General features: G+C 71.2%; 20 protein-coding genes and 2 pseudogenes. 10 read left to right on the top strand and 12 right to left on the bottom strand.

Translation table 11 applies throughout. The annotated features are described in order from the left end of the window. Positions 1-3: 3 nt before the first annotated feature. From IQ220_RS02360 to IQ220_RS02350, 3 genes and pseudogenes are all read right to left on the bottom strand, one after another. Complete coding sequence (locus IQ220_RS02360; protein ID WP_193913012.1) at positions 4-954, bottom strand: RluA family pseudouridine synthase; 951 nt, start codon at positions 952-954, stop codon at positions 4-6. Positions 955-1009: 55 nt separating this feature from the next. After that, positions 1010-1929: pseudogene (gene ylqF, locus IQ220_RS02355) on the bottom strand (ribosome biogenesis GTPase YlqF). Further along, on the bottom strand, positions 1929-2300 hold the full coding sequence (locus IQ220_RS02350) for a universal stress protein (protein WP_186698104.1): 372 nt from the start codon (positions 2298-2300) through the stop codon (positions 1929-1931). The pseudogene ylqF and the gene IQ220_RS02350 overlap by 1 nt, the downstream one beginning before the upstream one ends. 150 nt (positions 2301-2450) lie before the next feature. Between IQ220_RS02350 and pgk the strand changes: the two genes are divergently transcribed. Then, on the top strand, positions 2451-3656 hold the full coding sequence (gene pgk / locus IQ220_RS02345) for a phosphoglycerate kinase (RefSeq protein WP_193913014.1): 1206 nt from the start codon (positions 2451-2453) through the stop codon (positions 3654-3656). An 89-nt stretch (positions 3657-3745) separates the two neighbouring features. Beyond that, positions 3746-4591, top strand: coding sequence for an NAD(P)-dependent oxidoreductase (locus IQ220_RS02340; protein WP_370566306.1), 846 nt, complete (start codon positions 3746-3748; stop codon positions 4589-4591). A 65-nt stretch (positions 4592-4656) separates the two neighbouring features. On the opposite strand, the gene IQ220_RS02335 is transcribed toward IQ220_RS02340, so the two are convergent. Further along, positions 4657-5430, bottom strand: coding sequence for a hypothetical protein (locus IQ220_RS02335; protein ID WP_225875722.1), 774 nt, complete (start codon positions 5428-5430; stop codon positions 4657-4659). Positions 5431-5479: 49 nt separating this feature from the next. Here IQ220_RS02335 and IQ220_RS02330 point away from each other — a divergent pair, with 49 nt between their 5' ends. Then, positions 5480-6580: a glycosyltransferase gene (locus IQ220_RS02330; protein WP_193913016.1), complete on the top strand. Its 1101-nt coding sequence runs from the start codon at positions 5480-5482 to the stop codon at positions 6578-6580. Between the two features lie 24 nt (positions 6581-6604). Here the strand turns inward: IQ220_RS02330 and IQ220_RS02325 are convergent, their stop codons facing one another. Further along, the gene (locus IQ220_RS02325; RefSeq protein WP_193913018.1) at positions 6605-7720 is read right to left on the bottom strand and encodes an aminotransferase class I/II-fold pyridoxal phosphate-dependent enzyme; all 1116 of its coding nucleotides are present in this window, start codon (positions 7718-7720) and stop codon (positions 6605-6607) included. Between the two features lie 143 nt (positions 7721-7863). On the opposite strand from IQ220_RS02325, the gene IQ220_RS02320 reads away from it, so the two are divergent. The 6 genes from IQ220_RS02320 (at position 7864) to IQ220_RS02300 (ending at position 13329) form a co-directional block, all read left to right on the top strand. Then, positions 7864-8649, top strand: a complete 786-nt coding sequence (locus IQ220_RS02320) for a pentapeptide repeat-containing protein (protein ID WP_370566307.1) — start codon at positions 7864-7866, stop codon at positions 8647-8649. Between the two features lie 32 nt (positions 8650-8681). After that, entirely contained in the window at positions 8682-9530 is an 849-nt protein-coding gene (locus IQ220_RS15485; protein WP_228008802.1) for a hypothetical protein, read from the top strand. Positions 9531-9732: 202 nt separating this feature from the next. Continuing rightward, positions 9733-10803 carry a selenide, water dikinase SelD gene (gene selD / locus IQ220_RS15480; RefSeq protein ID WP_228008803.1) on the top strand — a complete coding sequence of 357 codons (1071 nt, stop codon included), beginning with the start codon at positions 9733-9735 and terminating at the stop codon, positions 10801-10803. A 53-nt stretch (positions 10804-10856) separates the two neighbouring features. Next, positions 10857-11873 (top strand): SIS domain-containing protein, encoded by a 1017-nt coding sequence (locus IQ220_RS02310; RefSeq protein WP_193913197.1) that lies wholly within the window; start codon positions 10857-10859, stop codon positions 11871-11873. A 53-nt stretch (positions 11874-11926) separates the two neighbouring features. Then, complete coding sequence (kdsA, locus tag IQ220_RS02305) at positions 11927-12748, top strand: 3-deoxy-8-phosphooctulonate synthase (RefSeq protein ID WP_193913022.1); 822 nt, start codon at positions 11927-11929, stop codon at positions 12746-12748. A gap of 5 nt (positions 12749-12753) precedes the next feature. Further along, positions 12754-13329 (top strand): HAD family hydrolase, encoded by a 576-nt coding sequence (locus IQ220_RS02300; protein ID WP_193913024.1) that lies wholly within the window; start codon positions 12754-12756, stop codon positions 13327-13329. Between the two features lie 17 nt (positions 13330-13346). Here the strand turns inward: IQ220_RS02300 and kdsB are convergent, their stop codons facing one another. From kdsB to IQ220_RS02270, 6 genes and pseudogenes are all read right to left on the bottom strand, one after another. Further along, complete coding sequence (kdsB, locus tag IQ220_RS02295; protein ID WP_193913199.1) at positions 13347-14129, bottom strand: 3-deoxy-manno-octulosonate cytidylyltransferase; 783 nt, start codon at positions 14127-14129, stop codon at positions 13347-13349. Continuing rightward, positions 14129-15499: a hypothetical protein gene (locus IQ220_RS16195; protein ID WP_370566308.1), complete on the bottom strand. Its 1371-nt coding sequence runs from the start codon at positions 15497-15499 to the stop codon at positions 14129-14131. The genes kdsB and IQ220_RS16195 overlap by 1 nt, the downstream gene beginning before the upstream one ends. 9 nt (positions 15500-15508) lie before the next feature. Beyond that, positions 15509-17922 (bottom strand): annotated as a pseudogene (locus tag IQ220_RS02285) (UvrD-helicase domain-containing protein). A gap of 27 nt (positions 17923-17949) precedes the next feature. After that, a complete protein-coding gene (locus tag IQ220_RS02280) occupies positions 17950-18990 on the bottom strand; it encodes a glycosyltransferase (protein ID WP_186698223.1) in 1041 nt (346 codons plus the stop codon). A gap of 8 nt (positions 18991-18998) precedes the next feature. Next, positions 18999-19712, bottom strand: coding sequence for a heme oxygenase (biliverdin-producing) (locus tag IQ220_RS02275; protein ID WP_193913026.1), 714 nt, complete (start codon positions 19710-19712; stop codon positions 18999-19001). 78 nt (positions 19713-19790) lie between these two features. Further along, positions 19791-20234 carry a hypothetical protein gene (locus IQ220_RS02270; protein ID WP_186698219.1) on the bottom strand — a complete coding sequence of 148 codons (444 nt, stop codon included), beginning with the start codon at positions 20232-20234 and terminating at the stop codon, positions 19791-19793. A 90-nt stretch (positions 20235-20324) separates the two neighbouring features. On the opposite strand from IQ220_RS02270, the gene IQ220_RS02265 reads away from it, so the two are divergent. Further along, positions 20325-21767, top strand: coding sequence for an NADP-dependent isocitrate dehydrogenase (locus IQ220_RS02265; RefSeq protein WP_193913028.1), 1443 nt, complete (start codon positions 20325-20327; stop codon positions 21765-21767). A 12-nt stretch (positions 21768-21779) separates the two neighbouring features. Here the strand turns inward: IQ220_RS02265 and IQ220_RS02260 are convergent, their stop codons facing one another. Then, on the bottom strand, positions 21780-22994 hold the full coding sequence (locus tag IQ220_RS02260; RefSeq protein WP_193913030.1) for an SGNH/GDSL hydrolase family protein: 1215 nt from the start codon (positions 22992-22994) through the stop codon (positions 21780-21782).

The raw sequence follows: 22994 nt of genomic DNA, 5'->3' as shown, positions 1-22994 counted from the left end.
CTTTCAGCGCAGCCTGCCCCGCAGCTGCTCCAGCAGCCGCTCGAACGCCGCTGGCAGTGGTGCCTCACACACCAGGCGTTCGCGGCTGATCGGGTGATCCAGGCTCAGTTGCACGGCGTGCAGGGCCTGCCCCGGCAGGGCCACGGGCAGGCGCCGGCAGCGGGAGTAGGCGGGGTCGCCCACGATCGGATGGCCGATGTGGGCGGCGTGCACCCGGATCTGGTGGGTGCGGCCGGTGTCGAGCTGGAAGCGCAGCAGCGCGAAATCCCCCAGCCGCTCCTGCACCGACCAGTGGGTGCAGGCGTGCCGCCCGCTGGCATCGCACACCACGGCGTATTTCTTGCGATCCACCGGATGGCGGCCGATCGCGCCAATCACCGTGCCGTGGTCGGCGCGGGGTTGGCCGTGCACCACGCCGAGGTAGTGGCGGGAGGCGATGCGCTTCTGGATCTGCACCTGCAGCTTCACCAGGGCCTCCTGGCTCTTGGCCACCACGATGCAGCCGGTGGTGTCCTTGTCGAGCCGGTGCACGATGCCGGGGCGCAGTTCGCCGCCGATGCCGGGCAGGTCGGGGCAGTGGTGCAGCAGGCCGTTCACCAGGGTGCCGTCCCTGTTGCCCGGCGCCGGATGCACCGTGAGGCCGGCTGGCTTGTTGAGCACGATCAGGTGGGCATCCTCGTAAAGCACATCGAGGGGCATCTCCTGGGCCACCAGGTAGGGCAGCGGCTCCGGTGGTGGCATCCAGAGCTCCACTTGATCGCCCAGCCGCAGGGGGGTCTTGGCCCGTCCGGTGATCCCATTCACCCGCACGTAGCCCGCTTCGATGAACTTCTGGATCCGGGCCCGGCTCTGCTCCGGGCGCTGGGCCACCAGCCAGCGATCCAGCCGCATCGGCAGCGGCTTCGGATAGGAGAGCGTCAGCAGCTCGCCTGCTCCCTCGCCGAACGCGGCCATCAGCAACGCCTCCTCTTCGCTGGGTGAATCGGCTCTGCCCGCATCGGCTCTGCGCTCATGCCAGCGGTGCCGCCGGCAGCTCCAGGGCCAGGGCCCCGAGCCTGGAGCAGCGGAAGTCATCCAGCAGCTTGGTGGCCATGCGCAGGCTGTCGCCGCTGGTGTGCCGCCCGGCGGCGGCCTGCAGCCAGCCCTCCACATCGGGGCCCCCGGAGGGGAGGTCGGCCTGGGCCAGGCCATAGCGGCGCAGCAGCAGATCCCGCGGCACTCCGGAGGCCGGCACCGCCTGCAACAGCACCAGCAACTGCAGGAAGGCGAGGGCGGCCGCCTCGTTGTCATAGGCCGCCTGGCCGATGTCGTCGCAGAGGGCCAGCCGCAGGGCCAGCTGCTGGTCATCCAGCCGGGGCGGCAGCACGCCGGGGGCATCGAGCAGGTCGAGGTCCTGGCCCAGCCGCACCCAGCGCAGGCTGCGGGTGACGCCGGCCCGGCGGGCACTGTCCACCACCTTCTGGCGCACCAGCCGGTTGATCAGGGCCGACTTGCCCACATTGGGAAAGCCCAGCATCAAGGCCCGCACAGGCCGCGGCCGCATGCCCCGACCCAGGCGGCGGGCGTGAGGGCGGCGCCGGCCCGGATGGCGGCCTGCTGCAGCTGTTTCACGCCGGTGCCCACCTTGGCGTCACACCACCACACCTGCTGGCCCTGCCGCTTGAACCAGGCGCTCCACTCCTCCCGGGCCGCCCGGGGGATCATGTCCACCCGGTTCAGGGCCAGCAGGTGGTGCTTGCTGCCGATCCAGCGCTGCAGGCGGGGATGGCCCGTGGCCAGGGGGATGCGGGCATCCCGCACCTCGATCACCAGGTCCACCTTGGCGAGCGCTTCCGCCAGGGCCTTCTCCGCCTTGGCGATGTGGCCCGGATACCACTGAATCGCCGGCGCGTTGACGCTGAGCTGGATGGTCTGGGGCTGGGGGGGCATCAGGGCACCACCAGCACCGGACACGGCGCCAGCTGGATCACCCGGGCCGCGGTGCTCTGTTGATCGCTCTCGATGGAAATGCCGCGGGTACCCATCACGATCACATCGGCATTGATCTCATCGGCCACATCGCCGATCACGAAGGCGGGCTTGCCCTCCCGCTCCACCAGCTCACAGGCCACCCCCTGCTGCTCGAAGCTCTGGCGCGCCTCCTGCAGCAGGGCGGCCACCGCGGCCGGGTCGTCGTCGGGCTCCACAACGGAGAGCAGCACCAGGCGGCTGCTGTGCTGCTGCGCCAGCTGCAGGGCCACGGCGGCGGTGTCGAGAGCCTGGCGGCTGCGATCGATCGGGAAGAGAACGGTGTCGAACATGGGTCGATGCCCCAGTGGCGTCAGTCTGGAGCGCGGCGCCCCGGGCGGCCATCCAGACCCCAGCGGCTGGTCAGATCGGCCGTCCGGGTGGTAGAGGGGGCTGGGAGCTAAGCTCCCGCCCGTTTATCCCTACCCCTACCCGCGCACTCCATGGCGAAGCGATCCCTGGCCAGCCTCTCCGCCGACGACCTGCGCGGCAAGCGCGTGCTGGTGCGGGTCGACTTCAACGTACCGCTGGATGATGCCGGCGCCATCACCGATGACACCCGCATCCGGGCCGCCCTGCCCACCATCAACGCCCTCACCGGCAAGGGCGCCAAGGTGATCCTGGCGGCCCACTTCGGCCGGCCCAAGGGCCAGGTGAACGAGGCCATGCGCCTCACCCCGGTGGCCGCCCGCCTGGCTGAGCTGCTGGGCCAGCCGGTGCTGAAAACCGAGAGCTGCATCGGCCCCGACGCCGAGGCCAAGGTGGCCGCCATGGCCGACGGCGATGTGGTGTTGCTGGAGAACGTGCGCTTCTTCGCCGAGGAAGAGAAGAACGATCCTGGCTTCGCCGCCAAGCTCGCCGCCCTGGCTGATGTCTATGTGAACGACGCCTTCGGCGCCGCCCACCGTGCCCACGCCTCCACCGAAGGGGTTACCAAGGCCCTCAGCCCCAGCGTGGCCGGCTACCTGATGGAGAAGGAGCTGCAGTACCTGCAGGGCGCCATCGACGAGCCCAAGCGCCCCCTGGCGGCGATCGTGGGCGGCTCCAAGGTGAGCAGCAAGATCGGCGTGCTCGAGGCCCTGATCGACAAGTGCGACAAGGTGCTGATCGGCGGCGGCATGATCTTCACCTTCTACAAGGCCCGTGGCCTGGCAGTGGGCAAGAGCCTGGTGGAGGAGGACAAGCTGGAGCTTGCCAAGGAGCTGGAGGCCAAGGCGGCCGCCAAGGGGGTTCAGCTGCTGCTGCCCACCGATGTGGTGCTGGCCGATGCCTTCGCCCCCGACGCCAACAGCCAGACCACCCCGATCGACGCCATCCCCGACGGCTGGATGGGCCTCGACATCGGTCCCGATGCCCTCAAGGCCTTCCAGGCGGCCCTCTCCGACTGCAAGACCGTGATCTGGAACGGCCCCATGGGCGTGTTCGAGTTCGACCAGTTCGCCGCCGGCACCAACGGCATCGCCCACACCCTGGCCGACCTCAGCGCCAAGGGCTGCTGCACGATCATCGGCGGCGGCGACTCCGTGGCCGCCGTGGAGAAGGTGGGTGTGGCCGACAAGATGAGCCACATCTCCACCGGCGGCGGCGCCAGCCTGGAGCTGCTGGAGGGCAAGGTGCTGCCGGGGGTGGCTGCACTTGATGAGGTCTGAGGCCGTGGCTTGAGGTCAGGGGGGGCTTCGCTGAGGTGGGGTGGCCCGGGGCCTTTCTCCAGCCAGATCGCTCAGAGGCGGCACACCCGATGACCCAATCGTTGACAGACCCGATCAACCCGCCGCCATCAGCCCCGAGCGTGGCCTTCCTGGGGCTGGGGGCACTCGGTGCCCCCATGGCCACCAATCTGCTGGCCGAGGGCTACCCCTTGCTGGTCCACAACCGCAGCGGCGCCAGGCAGGAGCCGCTTGTGGCCGCCGGGGCTCGCTCAGCCAGCAGTCCGGCAGAAGCAGCGGCGGGCGCCGATCTGCTCTGCATCTGCGTGAGCGATGGGCCTGCGGTGGAGGCGGTGCTCTTCGGTCCCGCCGGGGCGATCGAAGGGCTGCGGCCCGGATCCCTGGTGATCGACTTCTCCACGATCGCCCCGGCCAGCAGCCGCCAGCTGGCCGCCCGCTTGGCCGACCACGGCGTGGCCTACCTGGATGCCCCCGTGACCGGCGGTACCGAGGGGGCCGCCGCCGGAACCCTCTCGGTGCTGGTGGGGGCGGCGCCGCACCACCTGAAGCGGGCCAGGCCCGTGCTGGAGGTGGTGGGGCAGCGCATCAGCCACTTCGGGCCCGTGGGGGCGGGTCAGCAGGCCAAGGCCGTGAACCAGGTGCTGGTGGCGGGCAGCTACGGGGCCGTCGCCGAGGCGATGGCGCTGGGCAGTCGCCTGGGGCTGCCCATGCCCCAGGTGGTGGAAGCCCTGAAGCTGGGGGCGGCCGGCTCCTGGGCCCTGGAGCACCGCGCCGACCAGATGCTGGAGGGGCACTACCCCCTGGGCTTCCGGCTGGCGCTGCATCGCAAGGATCTCGCCATTGCCCTGGAGGCTGCCGCCGCCGTGGATCTCTCCCTGCCCATGGCCGAGCGGGTGGCCGCCATCGAAGAGCCCTGATCGCCCGGGGCCACGGCGACGACGACGTTTCAGCTCTGGCCCGTTGGTTCAGGGAGTGAGTGGGTTCAGAGGGTGAGCTGGGCCCGATCCGCCACCACCCGCACCCGCTTGGTGGCGCTCACGATCCCCTTGGGGTGCACCATCAGCACGGCCCAGGTCTGCTCCCCGGGGGTGTAAGGGGCCTGCACCGTCTTGAACAGGCCGCCGCCGCCGAGGGCCCCGAGCTGCAGGGTGGGGCTGTCCTGGGTGGCCACATCCTGGGGGCTGAGGGCCACGATGCCGCCCGCGGCAATCGCTCCGTCCAGGGGCTCGTCAAAGATCACGTCCACGTCGTAGCGCTGGCCGGTGAGCACCGCATCGGGGATCAGCAGGCTCACGGGCAGGGGGGCGTCGCCGCTGCGCAGCACCGATTGCTCGTTGATCACGGTCTGGCCGGTGATGCGGCGGCCGTCAGTCTCGAGGGCGAGCCGCTGTTCCGCCTCGAGGCGATAGGTGGTGGGCCCGTCGGTGCGGCTGCCGCTCACCTGCAGTTTCACCGTGGCGCGGCCGTCCCGCAGGGCTTCGCCAGGAGTCAGGGTCCAGCGGGCATCGGGGAACTGGCGCAGCAGGGTGTTGCGTCGGCGCACCACATCGGCCGGGTCCAGGTCGGGGCCGCCCTTCAGCAGGGCTTCCAGATCTCCCTGGCCATTGAGGGCGGCCTGGAGGCTCTGGAACTGGGCCGGGATGGGCTCGGCGGCGCGGGCCTGCGGAGCAAGGGGGGCGTCGAGGCCGAGCAGGGGCAGCAGGATCGCCGTGCTCAGCAGCGTGGCGCGCAGGGAACGGTGCCGGGGGTGGCGCATGCTGCTGCTGGGACGGCTTTTAAGTTAGGCACCGTTGGCGGCCACGTCCATGCCCAGGCTCCTGATCGCGGCCAGTGGCACCGGTGGACATCTCTTCCCCGCCCTGGCCGTGGCCGAAGCCCTTCCCCCCGGCTGGGACGTGCGCTGGCTGGGTGTGCCGGACCGGCTTGAGAGGGAGCTGGTGCCCAGGCGCTACCCCCTGCACACGGTGAAGGCGGGGGGGCTGCAGGGGCGGGGTCTGCGCAAGCTGCTCAACCTGCTGCGGCTGCTGGTGGCGATCGGCAGCGTGCGGCGGCTGCTCCGCCGCGAACAGATCGACGCGGTGTTCAGCAGCGGCGGCTACATCGCCGCCCCGGCGATCCTGGCGGCCCGCTGGTGCGGCGTGCCCGTGGTGCTGCACGACAGCAACGCCGTGCCGGGGCGGGTGACGCGGCTGCTGGGGCGGTTCTGCACCCGGCTGGCGGTGGGCTTGCCCCAGGCCATGGCGCAGTTACCGGGCTGTCAGGTGCTGGTGACAGGTACCCCGGTGAGGCCGGAATTCCGCCAGCCGGCCGCCCCTCCGTCCTGGCTGCCCGCCGGCGAGGGCCCCTTGCTGCTGGTGATGGGCGGCAGTCAGGGAGCCCTGGGCCTGAACCGGATGGTGCGGCCCTTGCTGCCCAGGCTCAGCGCCGCGGGGATCAGGGTGGTGCACCTCACCGGCAGCAGCGACCCGGAGGCCGGCGCCCCCCTGCCCCCGGGCGTGGTGGAGCGGCCCTTCAGTGATGAGATGGCGGGGTTGCTGGAAGCCACGTCCCTGGCCATCAGTCGCTCCGGGGCTGGAGCGCTCAGCGAGCTGGCGGCTTGTGGCACCCCGGCCATCCTGGTGCCCTATCCCAGCGCGGCCGACCGTCACCAGGACGCCAATGCCGAGGCGGCCGCGAGTCTGGCGGCCGCCGTGATCGTGCAGCAGCACGCGCCTGAGCTGCCCACCCTGGAGCGGGCCGTCTGGCGGCTGCTGGGCCCGCACCTGCGCCGGGTGCCGCCCCAGGCCGATCCGCTCACGGCGATGGCCGAGGGCATGGCCCGGCTGGACACCCCGGATGCCGATCGGCAGCTGGCCAGCCTGCTCCAGGACCTGGTGGCGGCCAGACGGGTCCGATCCCGCTCCTGAGCACCAGCCTGAGCGCGGGCCTGATCAGTCGGTGGGGGGCAGCTCCTGGGCCAGGGCCGCCAGCAGCCGCCGATGGCCGCGGCGGTCCTGCAGGCCGAGTCGCAGCCAGCTGGCGCCGAGCCCCTCGAACGACCGGCAGTCACGCAGCAGGATGCCGTGGCGGCGCTCCATGGCCTGGCGCAGTTCCACCAGCGGGTCGCTGCCGCGCAGCAGCAGGAAGTTGGCCGCCGAGGGCATGGCCGTGAACTGGCCCCAGCGCCCGAGCTGTCGCCGCAGCCAGGGCTGCTCCCGGGCCAGCCAGCCATGCACCCGCAGGGTCCAGCCCACCAGGGCCGACGGATCGGCCAGCAGCTGCTCCACCGCCGCCAGGGCGAGGCCGTTGACGGGCCAGGGATCGCGCCAGGCGGCCCAGCGCCGCAGCCGTTCGGGGCTGCCGAGGGCATAGCCGATGCGCAGGCCGGCGCAGGCCAGCAGCTTGGTGAGGCTGCGCACCACCACCAGGTTCGGATGGCGCTGCAGCAGGGGCAGCAGTGACTGGGCCTCTCCGCCCGGCACCAGGGGCAGGAAGGCCTCGTCGCACACCACCAGGCGGTGGCGCTCCAGCAGCGGTTCGAGGGAGTGGCGGCTCCACAGCTGGCCAGTGGGGTTGTGGGGGTTGCAGATCCACAGCACCTGGGCCTCGCCCGCTGGGCTGGGGCTGTCGGGGAGGGCCGGGAAGGGCTGGGGGAAGGCCTGGGGCCAGGTCAGCGGCAGGGGCAGCCCCTGCCAGCTGCCGCCCCAGCAGGCGAGGGCCCGGCTGTAGTCGGCGAAGCCCGGCTGGGGCACCAGGCTGAGCCCCGCTGCGGCGGCGTCGCGGCCCGCCCAGGTGAACAGTTCAGCGGCGCCATTGCCTGGCAGCACCTCGGCCGGCTCCAGCCCATGCAGCGCGGCCAGCTGCCCCCGCAGCCGCTGCCAGCCGCGGTCGGGGTAGACCCGCACGGCCGAACCGAGGGACGCCCCCAGCAGGGCACGGCGCAGGGCCCAGGGAGGCCCGAAGGGCACCAGGGAGGCACTGGCATCGAGCAGCCGGCCGGGGGGCTGGCCCAGGCGGGCGGCGGCGGCAGTCAGGTTGCCGCCATGTCGCTCCCCCGTGTCGCTCACCCGTATCGCCACTGTCCAGGGCAGAACGCTAGACACTGAGACATGGCGCTATAAAGCAATCAATCGAGAGCTGGTCCATGACACGGGACTGGTGGTCATGCCGAGGCCTGGGCCCGCTCCGAGGCACCACCTTCCTCACGCTGGTGGCTGCCCTCAGCCTGGGATCTGCTGCGCTACTGAGCAGGGCCGCCCTCGCCGGCTCCACCGACGACCTGCTGCAGCTGCTGGAGCAGCGGCAGTGCCCGCGCTGCAACCTCACCAGCGCCGATCTGGTGCACGCCCGGCTCGACGATGTGGACCTGCGCCAGGCTCGCCTCCAGCGCGCCAACCTCGGTCAGGCGCGGCTGGATGGCGCCCAGCTGATGGGCGCGGATCTGAGCTTCACCACGCTGCAGGGCGCCTCTCTGCGTGGAGCAGACCTGCGCGGCGCCCGGCTGGAGGGCACCGACCTGCGTCAGGCGGATCTGAGCGGTGCCCTGCTCGATCCGGGAGCCCTCTCCCGGGCCCACTGGCAGGGAGCCCGGGGTGTGGACCATGGCCAGCTGAGCTTTGGGGAACTCCACAACGCCGGTGTGCAGGCCGCTCAGCAGGGCCGCTATCCCGAGGCCGAGCAGTTCTTCAGTTCGGCAATCCGGCTGCAACCCGCCGCGGCGGTGAGCTGGGTGGCCCGGGGCATCACCAGGGGTGAGCAGGGCAAGGCCCAGCTGGCCGCCAACGACTTCAACTACGCCGCCAGCCTCTACGCCGCCGGCGGCGAGGAGATCCAGGCGGACCAGCTGCGCCAGGCGGCCGCAACGATCAGCGCGCCACCGGGCCAGCCCGGAGGAGGAGGTAATGGCCTTGGGGGGGCCCTGGTGGGCGGCACGGTGGATGCCCTGCAGTTCCTGCTGCCCCTGGCCGCCAAGGCCTTCATGCCGCTGCCCTTCTGAGCCCCACCCGCTCCGGCCCTCCCTGCCCGCCCATGCGTTCCTCCGGCCCGGCTGGCCACCTGCTCCTGGCCGGCGGCGGCCACACCCATGCCCTGGTGCTGCTGCGCTGGGCCATGGGCCGGGGTCAGCGGCCCCGGCCGGGCCAGGTGAGCCTGGTGAGCCGGCACAGCACGGCCCTCTACTCGGGCATGGTGCCGGGCCTGGTGGCGGGCCTCTACAGCCGCGACGAGGCCAGCATCGATCTGCGCCAGCTCTGCCAGCGGGCCGGCGTGGCCTTCATCCGCGCCGAGATCACCGGCCTCGATCCCCAGCATCGCCAGGTGGATCTGCAGGACCGCCCCGCGCTGCGCTGGGACTGGCTCAGCCTCGACGTGGGTGCCGTGACGGCCGGCAGCAGCCCAGGGGCGGCCCTGCCCGTGAAGCCGCTGGAGCCCTTCCTCGACCGGCTGGATGGCCTGGAGCGCTTCGATCGCCGCGTGCGCATCCGAGGCGGCGGCGCCGCCGCCGTGGAGCTGGCCCTGGCCCTGTGCCGCCGCGGTCAGCAGGTGGAGCTGTTGCTGCGCGGCCAGGGGTTGCACCTCGGCTCGGGAGCGGCCAACCGGCTCGGAGAGCGGCTGCTGCGGGCCGCCCAGGTGGTGGTGCGCCGGGGCGTGGAACCTGAGGCGGCTGCCGATCTGGCCTGCACGGGAAGCGCCGCTCCCGCCTGGCTCGCCGCCGCCGGCCTGGCCTGTGATCGGCGCGGCCGGGTGCTCACCGAGCCCAGCCTGCAGGTGCAGGGCCACCCCGCGATCCTGGCCTGCGGCGACTGCGCCGTGCTGGCCGGCGCGCCCCGGCGCCGGCGGGGGTGTGGGCCGTGCGGGCGGCGCCCACCCTCGCTGTGAACCTGGAGCGGCTGCTGGCGGCTGATCCTGCCCGGCTACCGGCCCTGCGCCCCTGGCGACCCCAGCGCTGGCGCAGCAGCTGCTCGGTGATGGCGGTGGTGCCACGGGCCGGCCTCCGCGGGCCATCGCCCTGTGGGGCCCCCTGGCGCTCGGCCCCAGCCGCTGGCTGTGGCGCTGGAAAGACCGCATCGACCGGCGCTTCATGCAGCGCTTTCTGCCCGATGGCGCCATGGCGCCCGGCCCCGCTGACGCCATGGCCTGCCGCGGCTGCGCCGCCAAGCTGCCGGCCGCACCGCTGCTGGCGGCCCTTGCCCAGAGCGGCCAGAGCACCTCAGCTGAAGACGCCGCCTCGGTGACACGCACGGCCAACGGGGCGCTGCTGCTGCAGAGCGTGGATGGCTTCCCCGCCCTGGTGGCCGATGCCTGGCTCAACGCCCGCCTCTCCACCCTGCACGCCTGCAGCGATCTCTGGGCCAGCGGCGCCCAGGTGCACAGCGCCCTGGCGGTGCTGACCCTGCCCCAGGCCGCGGCGACCCTGCAGCAGGAGCTGCTGCACCAGAGCCTGGCCGGGATCCGCTCGGTGCTGGAGCCCCTGCAGGCCCCCCTGCTTGGGGGCCACACCCTGGAGGCCCGCGACGGCGGTGGGCTGGTGTTGGCCCTCAGCGTCAATGGGGTGGTGGAGCCGCGACAGCACTGGCCCAAGGGGCCGCTGCAGCCAGGCGATGCCCTGCTGCTCAGCCGTCCGCTGGGCACGGGGGTGCTGTTCGCTGCCGCCATGGCCGGGGCGGCCCGGCCTCGCTGGATCGACGCCGCCCTCGAGCAGCTGCAGCAGAGCCAGGCCCCCCTGGTGCCCCTGCTGCGGCAGCACGGCTGCCGCGCCTGCACGGACGTGACCGGCTACGGGCTGCTGGGGCACCTGGGCGAGATGCTGGCGGCGAGTGGAGCCGGGCTGGAGGTGGTGCTGGCGGGCGGGGCTATTCCGAGCTTGGCGGGGGCCCTGGAGCTGCTGCACCAAGGCCATGCCAGCAGCCTGGCGCCAGCCAACGCCAGCGCCCTGGAGCTGCTGGCGGGCCCGGTGCGGCTGGAGCCTGGCGCCGGATCTGGCCCAGGCAGGGCAGCCCAGGACACGGCCCTGCGGGCCCTGCTGATCGACCCCCAGACCTGCGGCCCCCTGCTGGCGGCCGTGCCGGGCGAGGCGGCGGATGCCGCTGTTGGCAGCCTGCGCCGGGCGGGCTTCCCGGCTGCCGCTGTGGTGGGGAGGGTGCTGGGTTGAAGGGCGCTGGGTTGAGCGGTGCTGGAAGATTGACGCCAATCCCCGTGCCGCCCTTGTCCGCCCTCACCCGCTGCCTGCAGGAGGAGGCCTCCGCGATCGCCGCGGCCGCCGAGCGTCTCGATCCCCAGCAGGTGGAGGCTGCGCTGGAGCTGCTGGAGAGCTGCCGCCAGCGCCGGGCCAAGCTGGTGGTGACCGGGGTGGGCAAGAGCGGCATCGTGGCCCGCAAGATTGCCGCCACCTTCTCCTCGATCGGCCTCACGGCGGTGTTTCTCAATCCCGTGGACGCCCTGCACGGCGACCTGGGCATCGTGGCCGCCGATGACGTGACCCTGCTGCTCTCCAACAGCGGTGAGACGGAGGAGCTGCTGGCGATCCTTCCCCACCTGAAGCGGCGGGGCACGAGCCGCATCGCCCTGGTGGGACGGCTGGAGTCGAGCCTGGCGCGGGGCTGCGACCTGGTGCTCGACGGGGCTGTGGACCGGGAGGCCTGCCCCCTCAACCTGGCCCCCACCGCCAGCACGGCCGTGGCCATGGCCATCGGCGATGCCCTGGCGTTGGTGTGGATGGAGCGGGCCGGCATCTCGCCGGTGGACTTCGCCATCAACCACCCGGCCGGCTCCCTCGGCCGGCGTCTCACCCTCACCGTCGGCGATCTGATGGTGCCCGCCGCCGAGCTCGAGGCCCTGCACCCGGAAGCGCGCCTGCCGGTGGTGATCGCCCACCTCACCCAGGGGAGCCCCAAGCGCGGCAGCCTGGGGGCCAGCTGGGTGCATGGCAGCGATCCCTCCAAGCTGGCCGGGCTGATCACTGACGGCGACCTGCGCCGCACCCTGCAGCGTCACGGTCCGGGCGACTGGGATCGGATCACAGCCGCCGAGATGGCCACCAGCGATCCGATCACCGTGACCCCCGATGTGCTGGCCGCCGAGGCCCTCGAGCTGATGGAGCGCAACCGCCGCCAGGCGATTTCGGTGCTGCCCGTGGTGTCGCCCGACGATCCGTTGCTGCTGGAGGGGCTGCTGCGTCTGCATGATCTGGTGCAGGCCGGCTTCAGCGCCAGCGCCAGCTGAGCGCCCCACCCTGACCCGCCCAGTCCCCTGTCCCCCTCCCCCTGGCCCTCCCGATGACCTTTCGCCTGATCGCCGGACCCTGCGTGATCGAGAGCCGCGATCTGGTGCTGCAGGTGGCCGAGCGGGTGAGCGAGCTCTGCAAGGAGCTGGGCATCAGCTACGTGTTCAAGGCCAGCTTCGACAAGGCCAACCGCAGCTCGGGCCAGTCGTTCCGGGGGCCCGGCGCCGAGGAGGGCCTGGCCATCCTTCAGGAGGTGCGGCAGCAGCTGGGCATCCCCGTGCTCACCGACATCCACGAGAGCCACCAGGCCGCCGCCGCCGCCCAGGCGGTGGATGTGCTGCAGATTCCCGCCTTCCTCTGCCGCCAGACCGACCTGCTTGAGGCCGCCGCCCAGGCGGTGGCCGGCACCGACAAGGTGGTGAACGTGAAGAAGGGCCAGTTCCTGGCGCCGTGGGACATGGCCCAGGTGGTGAACAAGCTGGGGGAGGGCGGCCTGACCCCCGAGAGCGGCCGCCTCTGGCTCACGGAGCGCGGCTCCAGCTTCGGCTACAACACCCTGGTGGTGGACTACCGCAGCGTGCCCCAGATGCAGGCGTTGGGTTGCCCGGTGATCTTCGATGCCACCCACGCCGTGCAGCAGCCGGGCGGCCAGGGCACCAGCTCAGGCGGCCAGCGGGAGTTCGTGGCGCCCCTGGCCCGGGCGGCGGTGGCGGCGGGGGTGGATGGGCTGTTCATGGAGGTGCACCCCGACCCCGACCAGGCCCTCAGCGACGGGCCCAACATGGTGCCCCTGCACCGGCTGGAGGCCCTGCTGCGCCAGCTGATGCAGCTGCGCGCCGTGGTGCAGGACGACCTGGCCGTCAGCAGCTACTGACGTCCATGGCCGCCCCCCTGCACGCCCTGCGCTCCCGCCTGCAGCGTCTGGCGATCGGGCCGCGGCTGGCGGCGGTGCAGCTGCTGGTGTGCGACGTGGACGGGGTGCTCACCGACGGCGGCCTCCACTACGACGAGGCCGGCGCTGTTGTGAAGCGCTTTGATGTGCGCGACGGCCTGGCCATCCGGCTGCTGCAGCAGGCCGGCCTCGAGGTGGCTCTGCTCAGCGGCGGCCGCAGCGGGGCGGTGGAGCACCGGGCCCGCCATCTGCAGATCCGCCACTGCCGCGTGGGGGTGGGCGACAAGCTGACGGGGCTGCGGCAGCTGCAGGCGGAGCTGGGCGCGGCGCCGGCCCACACGGCCTTCATCGGCGATGACCTCAACGATCTGGTGGTGCGGCCGGCGGCGGGGCTGCTGGTGGCGCCCGCTGATGCCGCCCGGGGCCTGCGTCGCCGGGCCGACTGGGTGCTGCGGCAACGGGGTGGCCACGGCGCCGTGCGGGAGCTGGCGGAGGCGCTGCTGCAAGCGCGCGGCGCCCTGCAGGCCCTGCACCGGCAGGGCTGGCGCGACGGCAACGGCTGATCAGGACAGTGCTGTGCTCAGGCTCCGGCGGCAGAGGAGCTCAGCCACCGCCTGGCTTGCTCCAGCTGCTCGGCGGTGTCCACCGAGAAGCAGTCCTGCTCCACCACGAAGGTGGCGATCGGCACGCCGGCCTCGATCAGCCTCAGCTGCTCGAGTTTCTCCAGCTGCTCCAACGGCGAAGGCGGCAAGGCCCCCCAGCCCGCCAGCACATCGGCTCGGTAGCCGTAGAGGCCCACGTGGCCCCAGTAGGTGGTGCGGCTGGCCCAGAGCTCGGGCGGCAGGTCGCGCACGTGGGGCAGGGCGCTGCGGGAGAAGGTGATGGCCCGACCATCGGCGGCTCGCAGCACCTTCACCACGTTGGGGTCGTGCAGCTTGGCGGCCTCGAGGGGGTACACGGGCGTCAGCACCGGCGGAGCCCCCAGGGCCCGGAAGCGCTCCACCATCGCCTCGATGATCGAGGGATCGAGCAGGGGCTGATCTCCCTGCACATTGATCACCAGGGTTTCGGCGGCGAGCCCGCCACCAGCTGCCATCAGCGCGTCGACCACCGAGGCCAGCCTCTCGCTGCCGCTGCTGCAACGGGGGGAGGTGATCAGGGCCGCAAACCCCCAGGCGGCCGCCGCCTCCCTCACCAGCTCGCTGTCGGTGCACACCACCACGTGGTCCACCCCCCGGGCCTGGCCGCAGCGCTCGAGCACGTGGCGCAGCATCGGCCGGCCAGCGATGTCGGCGAGCACCTTGCCGGGCAGCCGCGAGGATTCCAGCCTCGCCGGAACGGCCACCACCACCGGGCAGGACATCACAGCGGCCAAGCGGGGTGATCGGCTGGGCGGATCCTATGGGGCAGGTGAGCGGTGCGCTGCGGGGTGGGGGGCTTGAGGAGGAGTCCAGAACGACCAGACCACCCCACGGTTCGGACCGGAAGCCAGGGCGCTACAGCTTCTCCTGCTCCAGTCGCTCGGCTCGCAGCTGTCGCAGCCGCTCCCCCAGCCCAGGCCCCGGCGCCTGCCCCTGGGCGATCAGTTCCCTGGCCCCCAGCGGCGATTGGAGATCCCGCCAGCGCAGCCACCAGCGCAGCAGTGGCCGGCGAGCGCCGGTGCCCGTGACCAACGCCAGCGCCACGGCCTCGGGGGCGATCCCGGGGGTCTCCAGCACGGCACACCAGGACACCACCGAGCGCGGCGCCGCCTCGCCGCCCAGCGCCGCCAGGGCGGCCCGCAGCTGCAGCCACTGGGCCAGCAGCCGGGTGCTGGCGGTGGGGCAACTGCAGCCGCTCGGCCAGGGCGAGGGGATCGGCGGCCCCGGCCACCAGGGCCGCCAGCAGCGGCAGGCCGGCCCGCTGGGCCCAGCGCAGGCGGCGGTGCCAGTGGTGATCGGCCTGCAGCTGGGCATCCAGCAGGGCCAGACCACCCCAGTTCTGCAGCAGCGCCAGGGCCTGGGGCCAGGGTTCACGCCGCAGCAGCAGCTCCAGCTCCATGCGCAGCCGGGTGCCGAGGGCGGCTGGCGCCTGGCCCGGCCGCTCGCCGGAATGCCAGGCCCAGGGCCAGGCCGCCAGGGTGCGCCGGGCCTGCTCCCGGCTGCCGGCCTCCAGCTGGAACCCCAGCCGGGCCCCATAGCGGGCGCCGCGCACCAGCCGGCTGGGGTCGTCCCGCAGGCTGTGGGGGTGCAGCAGCCGCAGTTGCCGCCGCTGCAGGTCGGCCTGGCCGCCATGGGGGTCGAGCAGCTCGCCGCTGGCCAGATCCAGGGCGATGGCATTGATCGTGAAGTCGCGGCGGGCCAGGTCGTCGGCGAGCCGGCCCGGCACCACCTTCGGGTTCTCGCCCGGTTGCGGGTAGGTCTCACGGCGGGCTGTGGCCAGATCCAGCAGCACCGTCTGCCCCTCGAGTTGCAGCTCCAGCTCCACCGTGCCGAAGGCCCCGTGCTCCTGGGCCCCCCGCAGGGCCCCCGGCGGCAGGGTCGCTTCCAGCCGCCGCACCAGGGCGCTGGCGGAGCCATCCGCCACCAGATCCAGGTCGGGCACGCCGCGCCAGGGGTCGTTGTGCACCCGGTGCAGCAGCAGATCGCGCACGGCGCCCCCCACCAGCGCCAGCCGCTGCCCGGAGGCCTCTCCCTGCCGCGCCACCGCGGCCAGGGCGGCCGAGAGCACCGCGGGAATGCCGGGAACGTCCAAGGTTTCGGCTCAGAGTTGCTCGATCGGCGCCAGGCGCGGATCGAGGATCTTGGGGCCCATGCCCTCGAACTTCACGGCGATCGAGATCTTCTCGCCGCTGCCGAAGAGGTGGGTCACGTGCCCCTCCCCGAAGGAGCTGTGGCGCAGCCGATCCCCCACCGCCCAGGTTTTGCCGCCACCGCCGCCAATCGCGGACCCGCGGCGGCGCACGGCGTTGGCCGGCACCCCGCCGCGCCGCCGGCCGCCACCTGGCGGCTCTCCTGGCGATCCACCCGGGTGAGGCGATCCAGCCGCTGTTCACGGCGGATGGCGGCGCCGCCGCTGCGGGGGATGTCGCCCTGCACCAGCTCCTCGGGCAGCTCGGCCAGGAACACCGACGGCACCGCCGGCTCACGCATGCCGCCCCAGAGGCGCCGCTCGCTGGCATGGGAGAGGAACAGCCGCTCCTTGGCGCGGGTGAGGCCCACGTAGCAGAGGCGGCGCTCCTCCTCCATGGCCGAGGGATCCTCCAGGGAGCGGTAGCTGGGGAACAGCCCCTGCTCCATCCCCACCAGGAACACCACCGGGAACTCCAGCCCCTTGCTGGCGTGCAGGGTCATCAGCGTCACCCGGTCCTGCTGGGTGTCCTTGCTGTCGGCGTCACTGGCCAGGGCCGCTGAGGCCAGGAAATCCTCGAGCGAGCCCTCCTCGTTCTCCTCCTGGTACTGCAGGGCGGCGTTGACCAGCTCGTTGAGGTTGCGGCGCCGGTCTTCCGCCTCATCGGTGCCCTCGGTGATCAGCTCGGCCAGGTAGCCGCTCTGCTCCATCACCCGCTGCACCAGCTCCGAGGGGGCCGCGTCCTGGCTGCGGGTCTGCAGGTCGCTGATCAGTTCGCGGAACTGCAGCAGCCCCCGGGCGGAGCGCCCCCCCAGGGAGCGCACCGCCTCGGCGTCGCTCACCACCTCCCAGAGGGGGATGCCCAGCTGGTTGGAGGCGTCGGTGAGACGCTCGATCGTGGTCTTGCCGATGCCGCGCTTGGGGGTGTTGAGCACCCGCAGCAGGCTCACGGTGTCGGCCGGATTCACCAGCAGCTTCAGGTAGGCGAGCATGTCCTTGATCTCGCGCCGGTCGTAGAAGCGCAGCCCCCCCACCACGATGTAGGGGATGCCCCAGCGCACCAGCGATTCCTCCATCGCCCGGCTCTGGGCGTTGGTGCGGTAGAGCACGGCCATGTCACCCCAGCGCAGCTCGTCGTGGGCGGCATCGAGCAGGCGCATGCGCTGCACCACCGCCTCGGCCTCGGCGATCTCGTCGTCGCAGCGGGTGAGGTGGATCGGCTCGCCCTCGCCGCGGGTGGGGCGCAGCACCTTGTCGATGCGCTCGGTGTTGTGGGCGATCAGGGCGTTGGCGGCCGCCAGGATCGTGGCGGTGGAGCGGTAGTTCTCCTCCAGCTTCACCATCGTGCGGGTGGCCTCATCGGCGGCGCCATCACCGAAGTCGTCCTGAAAGCCCATCAGGATCGTGAAGTCGGCGGCACGGAAGCTGTAGATGCTCTGGTCGGCGTCGCCCACCACGAACACCGAACGGCCCTGCCAGTTGGCGTAGGTGTCCGGGTCCTGGCCGTCGGTCACCAGCAGCTTGATCAGGTCGTACTGGGTGCGGTTGGTGTCCTGGTATTCATCCACCAGCACGTGGCGGAAGCGGCGGTGCCAGTAGTGGCGCACCTGCTCGTTCTGGCTGAGCAGCTGCACCGGCAGCAGCAGCAGATCGTCGAAGTCGAGCGCGTTATTGGCGGCCAGGGCGCGGCGGTAGCGGCGGTAGGTCTCGGCCATCAGCTTGCCCCGCTGGCCGCCGGCATCGGCCTCCAGCTGCTCCGGCAGCCAGCCCTGGTTCTTGGCGTTGCTGATCGCCCAGCGCACCTTCTTGGGTTCGAAGCGTTTGGGGTCGAGGCCCAGCTCCTGGGTCACGATCTCCTTCACCAGGCTCTGGGCGTCGCCCTCGTCGTAGATCGAGAACTGGCGGGTCCAGCTGAGCCCCTCGGGATCGCGGAACTTGTCGATGTCGAAGCGCAGCAGCCGCGCAAACAGGGCGTGGAAGGTGCCGATCCAGAGATCCTTGATCACCTCGCGGTAGATGCGGCTGCGCAGCTGGCGCTGCTCCTGGGGCGGCAGGGTGCTCCAGGGCTGGCCGAACTGGCTCTGGGCCAGCTTCTGGGCCAGCAGCAGCTCCAGCCGCTCCTTCATCTCCCGGGCCGCCTTGTTGGTGAAGGTCACCGCCAGCAGCTCCGCCGGATCGGCGCCGTGGTGGCCGATCAGGTGGGCGATGCGGTGGGTGAGCGCCCGGGTCTTGCCGCTGCCCGCCCCCGCCACCACCAGCAGGGGGCCGGTGTGGTGATCCACCGCCTTGCGCTGGGCGTCGTTGAGGCCGGCCAGGAAGGCGCTCATCCAAGGGCCAGAAGTGCTGGCCGCACCCTAGGCACCGCCCCGCGCCAGCACCCGCCCCAGCCGGGCTCGCCAGCGCCGGGCCTGCAACCGCCACAGCGGTGGGGCCTCAAGGGGAGGCTCCCCCGCCAGCAGCCGGTCCCAGTGGTCGTTCACCAGGCTGAGGGCGTCGCGCCAGCGTTCCAGCAGGGCCACTTCGCTGCTGGTCACCAGCAGCGCCTCAAGGTCAGCCGCCGGGGCTCGCCAGGCCGCCGGATCGGCCACGGCGGCACAGATCCGCTCCAGGTCGGCGCTGAGGGTGCCGCAGCCGAGCTGGTGGCCCAGGCGGCCGGGGTCGAGGCTGTCGGCCAGGGCGTGGTTGAAGCTGCTGAACAGCACGCAGCCGCAGGCCAGGGCCTCCAGCGGCGGCAGCCCGAAGCCCTCGCTCACCCCGCTGACGCGCCAGTGGTCGGCGGAGTCGTAGAGCACCACGGCGGCGCTGTTGAACAGGTCCACCAGATCGTCCACCCAGCCGCTCTGCACCTCCACCCGCAGCCCCCGCCGCCGCAGGGCCGGCACCAGCTCCTGCAGCAGGTAGGCGCTGCTCTTGCGCTGCTGCACGAGCACATCCACCGGCCGGGGACCGGAGCCGTCACGGCGGCCCCGCTGCAGCCACATCGGCGCCAGGGCATTCGGCACCAGGGCCAGGGGATTGCGGCTGGCCCACTGGCCCCAGTAGCCGAGCGTGTTGCGGCTCACCGCCAGCACCGGCACCCCCGGCGGCAGCCGGAAGCCGTAGCCGCTGCTGTGGGCGTGGTAGGCCACCGGACGGCCCCGCAGGGCCCGCAGCTGGCCGGGCACCTCAAAGCCCCAGCTCACGATCCAGAGCACCTGCCGGGCTGCGGGCGACCCCAGAGGTTCGGCGCGCAGCAGGTCGGCCAGAAAGGGCCGCTCAGGCTCCCGCCGCCGGTAGGTCACCACCTCGGTGGGAGCCAGCTGCTGCAGCAGGCGGGCAGTCTGCAGTTCCACCAGCAGGCCGCCGCCCCTCAGCCGGCCGCCGGTGCCGGGCACCAGAAATCGAAGCGAACGCAACAGGGCCGTCAGGCGGCGACGGCTTCGGTGCTGCCGCTGCGCTGGCGGCGGGTGAGGAAGCCGAACAGCACCTTGCCGATGGCGGCCACCAGGTTGCCTTCCAGTTCCTGGAACATCTTCATGTTCAGGTGGAAGGCCTGGTTGGCCTCGGCCACGATGCGATCGGCCGTGGCCTGGTCGATCGGCAGTTGATCGAGCGTGGCGCGGTAGTTCACCTTGAAGGCCTTCTCATCGGGAATGGCCGCGAATTCGTAGAAGCGCAGACCATCGTGTTCACCCAGGTTCATGGCTTTCTGGGCGATGTTCTTGAGGATCTGGCCACCGGAGAGGTCGCCGATGTAGCGGGTGTAGTGGTGGCCCACCAGCAGCTCAGGGCTCTCCTTGGCCACCTGGTGCAGCCGCGCCACGTACTCCTGGGCGGCGGGGGTGGCCTTCACGGAACTGCACCAGTCGGGGCCGAAGTAGAAGGCGAGATCCTGCTCGAGGGTGTCGCGGCGGTTGAGTTCGGGGAAGGCCAACGGGCCTACCACGGGATGGTCGCGCAGGCCGGCGAGCTCCTCCTCCATGGCGGAGTACACGAAGTAGAGATCGGCCACCAGAGTGCGGTAGCTGACCTTGTCCACCACGCCCTTCAGGAAGCAGCTCACGAAGCCGGTGTTCTCCGCCATCGTGTGGGCCTTTTTGGTGCCTTCACGCAGCTGGGAAGCGAGAGCAACGGACATGACCGGTGGGGACTTGCAGCGGGCTGGACGTCACGGTAAGCGTGGCGTTTGCCTGCGGGGTTCCCAGATTGCGAAGGGTTACGCGGCGCAGGCGCCGCTGGCCTCGAACAGGTCGAAGAGCTCGCGGCAGAACTGCTGCAGCTTGGCCACCGTGATCGCGTCCGGAGGGTGGCTGCCGGTGGGATGCCAGTCGCCCAGGGTGGCCAGCCGCCAACGCTCGGACTCGTAGGTGAGGCCCCGGATCAGCACGCCGATCAGGCGCGGCCTGCCTGCCGGCGATCCGGGCGCGGCAGCCAGGCGTAACTGCACCAGGAAGGAGCGGCACTGGCTGCGGGGGCTCCAGCCGGGCAGGTGAAAGGAGAGGTCGAGACTGTCCTGGTCGTCGAACTGGCGGGTGCAGGGATCGTCGCGCCAGGGCTTGAGATTGGCGCGGGCATCAGGGAAGTGCACCCGGAACAGAGCCGCCGCCGAGGCGATCGCCTGGGCCAGTTCCAGATTTCTGGCCTGATCGGCAGCGTTCATGCCGTTTCCCCTGAGCAGAACCCCGTAGGAGCGAAACCTAGGCTCCCCGCACCCTCCAGTGCCGCAGGAATGGCTACCAGCGCAACCAGCATGGCGACCAGCCCAGGAAGCTTCGAGAAGCTCAGCCCCCCCAGCAGCGGCACCGCCATCCGGTTCGAGAACGGCCAGCCGCTGGTGCCTCCCGACCCGATCATCCCCTTCATCCGCGGCGACGGCACCGGCGTGGACATCTGGCCCGCCACCCAGCGGGTGCTCGATGCGGCGGTGGCCAAGGCCTACGGCGGTGAGCGCCGCATCGAGTGGTTCAAGGTGTACGCCGGCGACGAGGCCTGCGACCTCTACGGCACCTACCAATACCTGCCCCAGGACACCCTCAGCGCCATTGAGCAGTACGGCGTGGCGATCAAGGGTCCGCTCACCACGCCGATCGGCGGCGGCATCCGCTCGCTGAACGTGGCCCTGCGCCAGATCTTCGATCTCTACTGCTGTGTGCGCCCCTGCCGCTACTACAGCGGCACCCCCAGCCCCCACAAGCGCCCCCAGGATCTCGACGTGGTGGTCTACCGGGAGAACACCGAGGACATCTACATGGGGATCGAGTGGGAGGCCAGCGATCCGGTGTGTGTGGAGCTGATCGCCCACCTCAACGACGTGGTGATCCCGGCCAACGGCAAGCTCGGCAAGCGCAGCATCCCGGCGGGCTCCGGCATCGGCATCAAACCGGTGAGCAAGGCCGGCACCCAGCGCCATGTGCGCAAGGCGATCCAGCACGCCCTGGGCCTGGAGGGGGCCAAGCGCCACGTGACCCTGGTGCACAAGGGCAACATCATGAAGTTCACGGAAGGGGCCTTCCGCGACTGGGGCTATGAGCTGGCCACCAGCGAGTTCCGTGACGTCTGCGTCACCGAGCGCGAGAGCTGGATTCTCGACAATCTGGCCCGCAACCACGGGCTCACGGTGGAGGAGAACGCCCGCCTGATCGAGCCCGGCTACGACAGCCTCACCCCCGAGAAGAAGGCGGCGGTGGACGCCGAGGTGAAGGGGGTGCTCGACGCCATCGGCGAGACCCACGGCTACGGCAAGTGGAAGGCGATGGTGCTGGTGGACGACCGCATCGCCGACAGCATCTTCCAGCAGATCCAGACCAGGCCCCAGGAGTATTCGGTGCTCTGCACCCTCAACCTCAACGGCGATTACATCTCCGATGCGGCGGCCGCCGTGGTGGGGGGCCTGGGCATGGCGCCCGGGGCCAACATCGGCGACAACGCGGCGATCTTCGAGGCCACCCACGGCACGGCGCCCAAGCACGCCGGCCTCGACCGGATCAACCCCGGCTCGGTGATCCTCAGCGGCGTGATGATGCTGGAGTACCTGGGCTGGCAGGAGGCCGCCGACCTGATCACGGCCGGGCTCAGCGCCGCCATCGCCAAGGGTGAGGTCACCTACGACCTGGCCCGGTTGATGGAGCCGCCCGTGGATCCCGTGAGTTGCTCGGGCTTCGCCGAGGCCGTGGTGGGGCACTTCGGCGGCTGAGCCCTGGGGCTCTCAGGGTCTGATGCGGGTGGCGATCAGCTCGGCGATGCGCTGATTGCCGCTGGCGTTGAGGTGGCGCGGATCGGTGTACAGCGCGAGGTTGGTGGTGAGTTCGCTGGCCTGGCTCAGATCCAGGCAATAGGGCAGCTGCCCACAGGAGCGCCGGAGATGGGCATAGAGCGCGTTGATCTCTTCCACATAGCCTTTGCGCTCAAGCAGGGCCACGGTCACGGCATCGACGCTGTTGCGATCGGAGGCCAGACGGCCATCAGCGAGCAGCTGGGCCCGGTTGCGGTCGAGGCCCAGCGTGGGCTGCAACACCACCAGATAGCGAGCGCCGCGAGCTGCGGTGATGCCATGCATCGCTTTGACGTTGTCGCTCCAGATCGCAGCAGCCCGCTCCAAACCCTGTTGTCTTGGCTGGGAGATCGGCTGCGCAGAGAGCCAGCGTTGCTGCTTGTTGGGATCAAGCGTCACTGGCTTGGCGGCGGGCTGATCCGTCGCTGTAGATCCAGCAGTGGCCAGGAGCACCTGGGCGAGCCGCAGAACGGCGCTGTTGTCTGTGAAGCAGAGCAGGCCACAGGAGTAATAGCTGCGATCGCGATAGGGAATGTGATTGAAGGGCTTATCTTCCAGGGCTTTGAGCAGCATTCTGGGGGCATAGATCTTGTCATTGGATCCGTAGAGACTCTCGTCGGCGAAATAGAGCTCGTTAATGCCGTTGAAGCTCACCACCCATCCAGGTGCGGCTTCAGAGAAGCTGGCCAGAAGCCGCACCACTTCCTGGGAGCTGGTGCCACCACCGATGGCCGCATTGGTGATCTGAATCCTGGCCTGGGGAGTCCCCGAGGCCAGCAAGCGGCCCAACTGGTCAGGCCAGGTGCCGTTCACGCCCGAAAACTGAACGCCAAGTGGATCGGTTGTGGATCCCCCCAGCACGAGCAGCCGCGCCATCTCGTTGCCTGTGCCATAGGTCTTTCGGGTGAAGAGGGTGCTGCTGGAATCAGACCCATCGGCATTGGGACTGATCTTGAAATCCCTGGCCTGATGGGCATGGCCAACTGCCGGATGCAGCTCAAAGTTCCATGTCTTCACAGGGCCTTGCCGCCTCGAGATCAAGCCACCAGGAAGTGATTTGTAGACCATGGCTGAGATCACCTCCAGCGCCAGCAGGAAGATGATCAGAACTGCTCCATTGATGCCACAGAGCTTGAGAAAGCTGCGCAT

This window comes from Cyanobium sp. LEGE 06113 (assembly GCF_015207615.1).
Note: the sequence above shows the minus strand (reverse complement) of the source record. Positions and strands in the feature narration are given on the sequence as shown.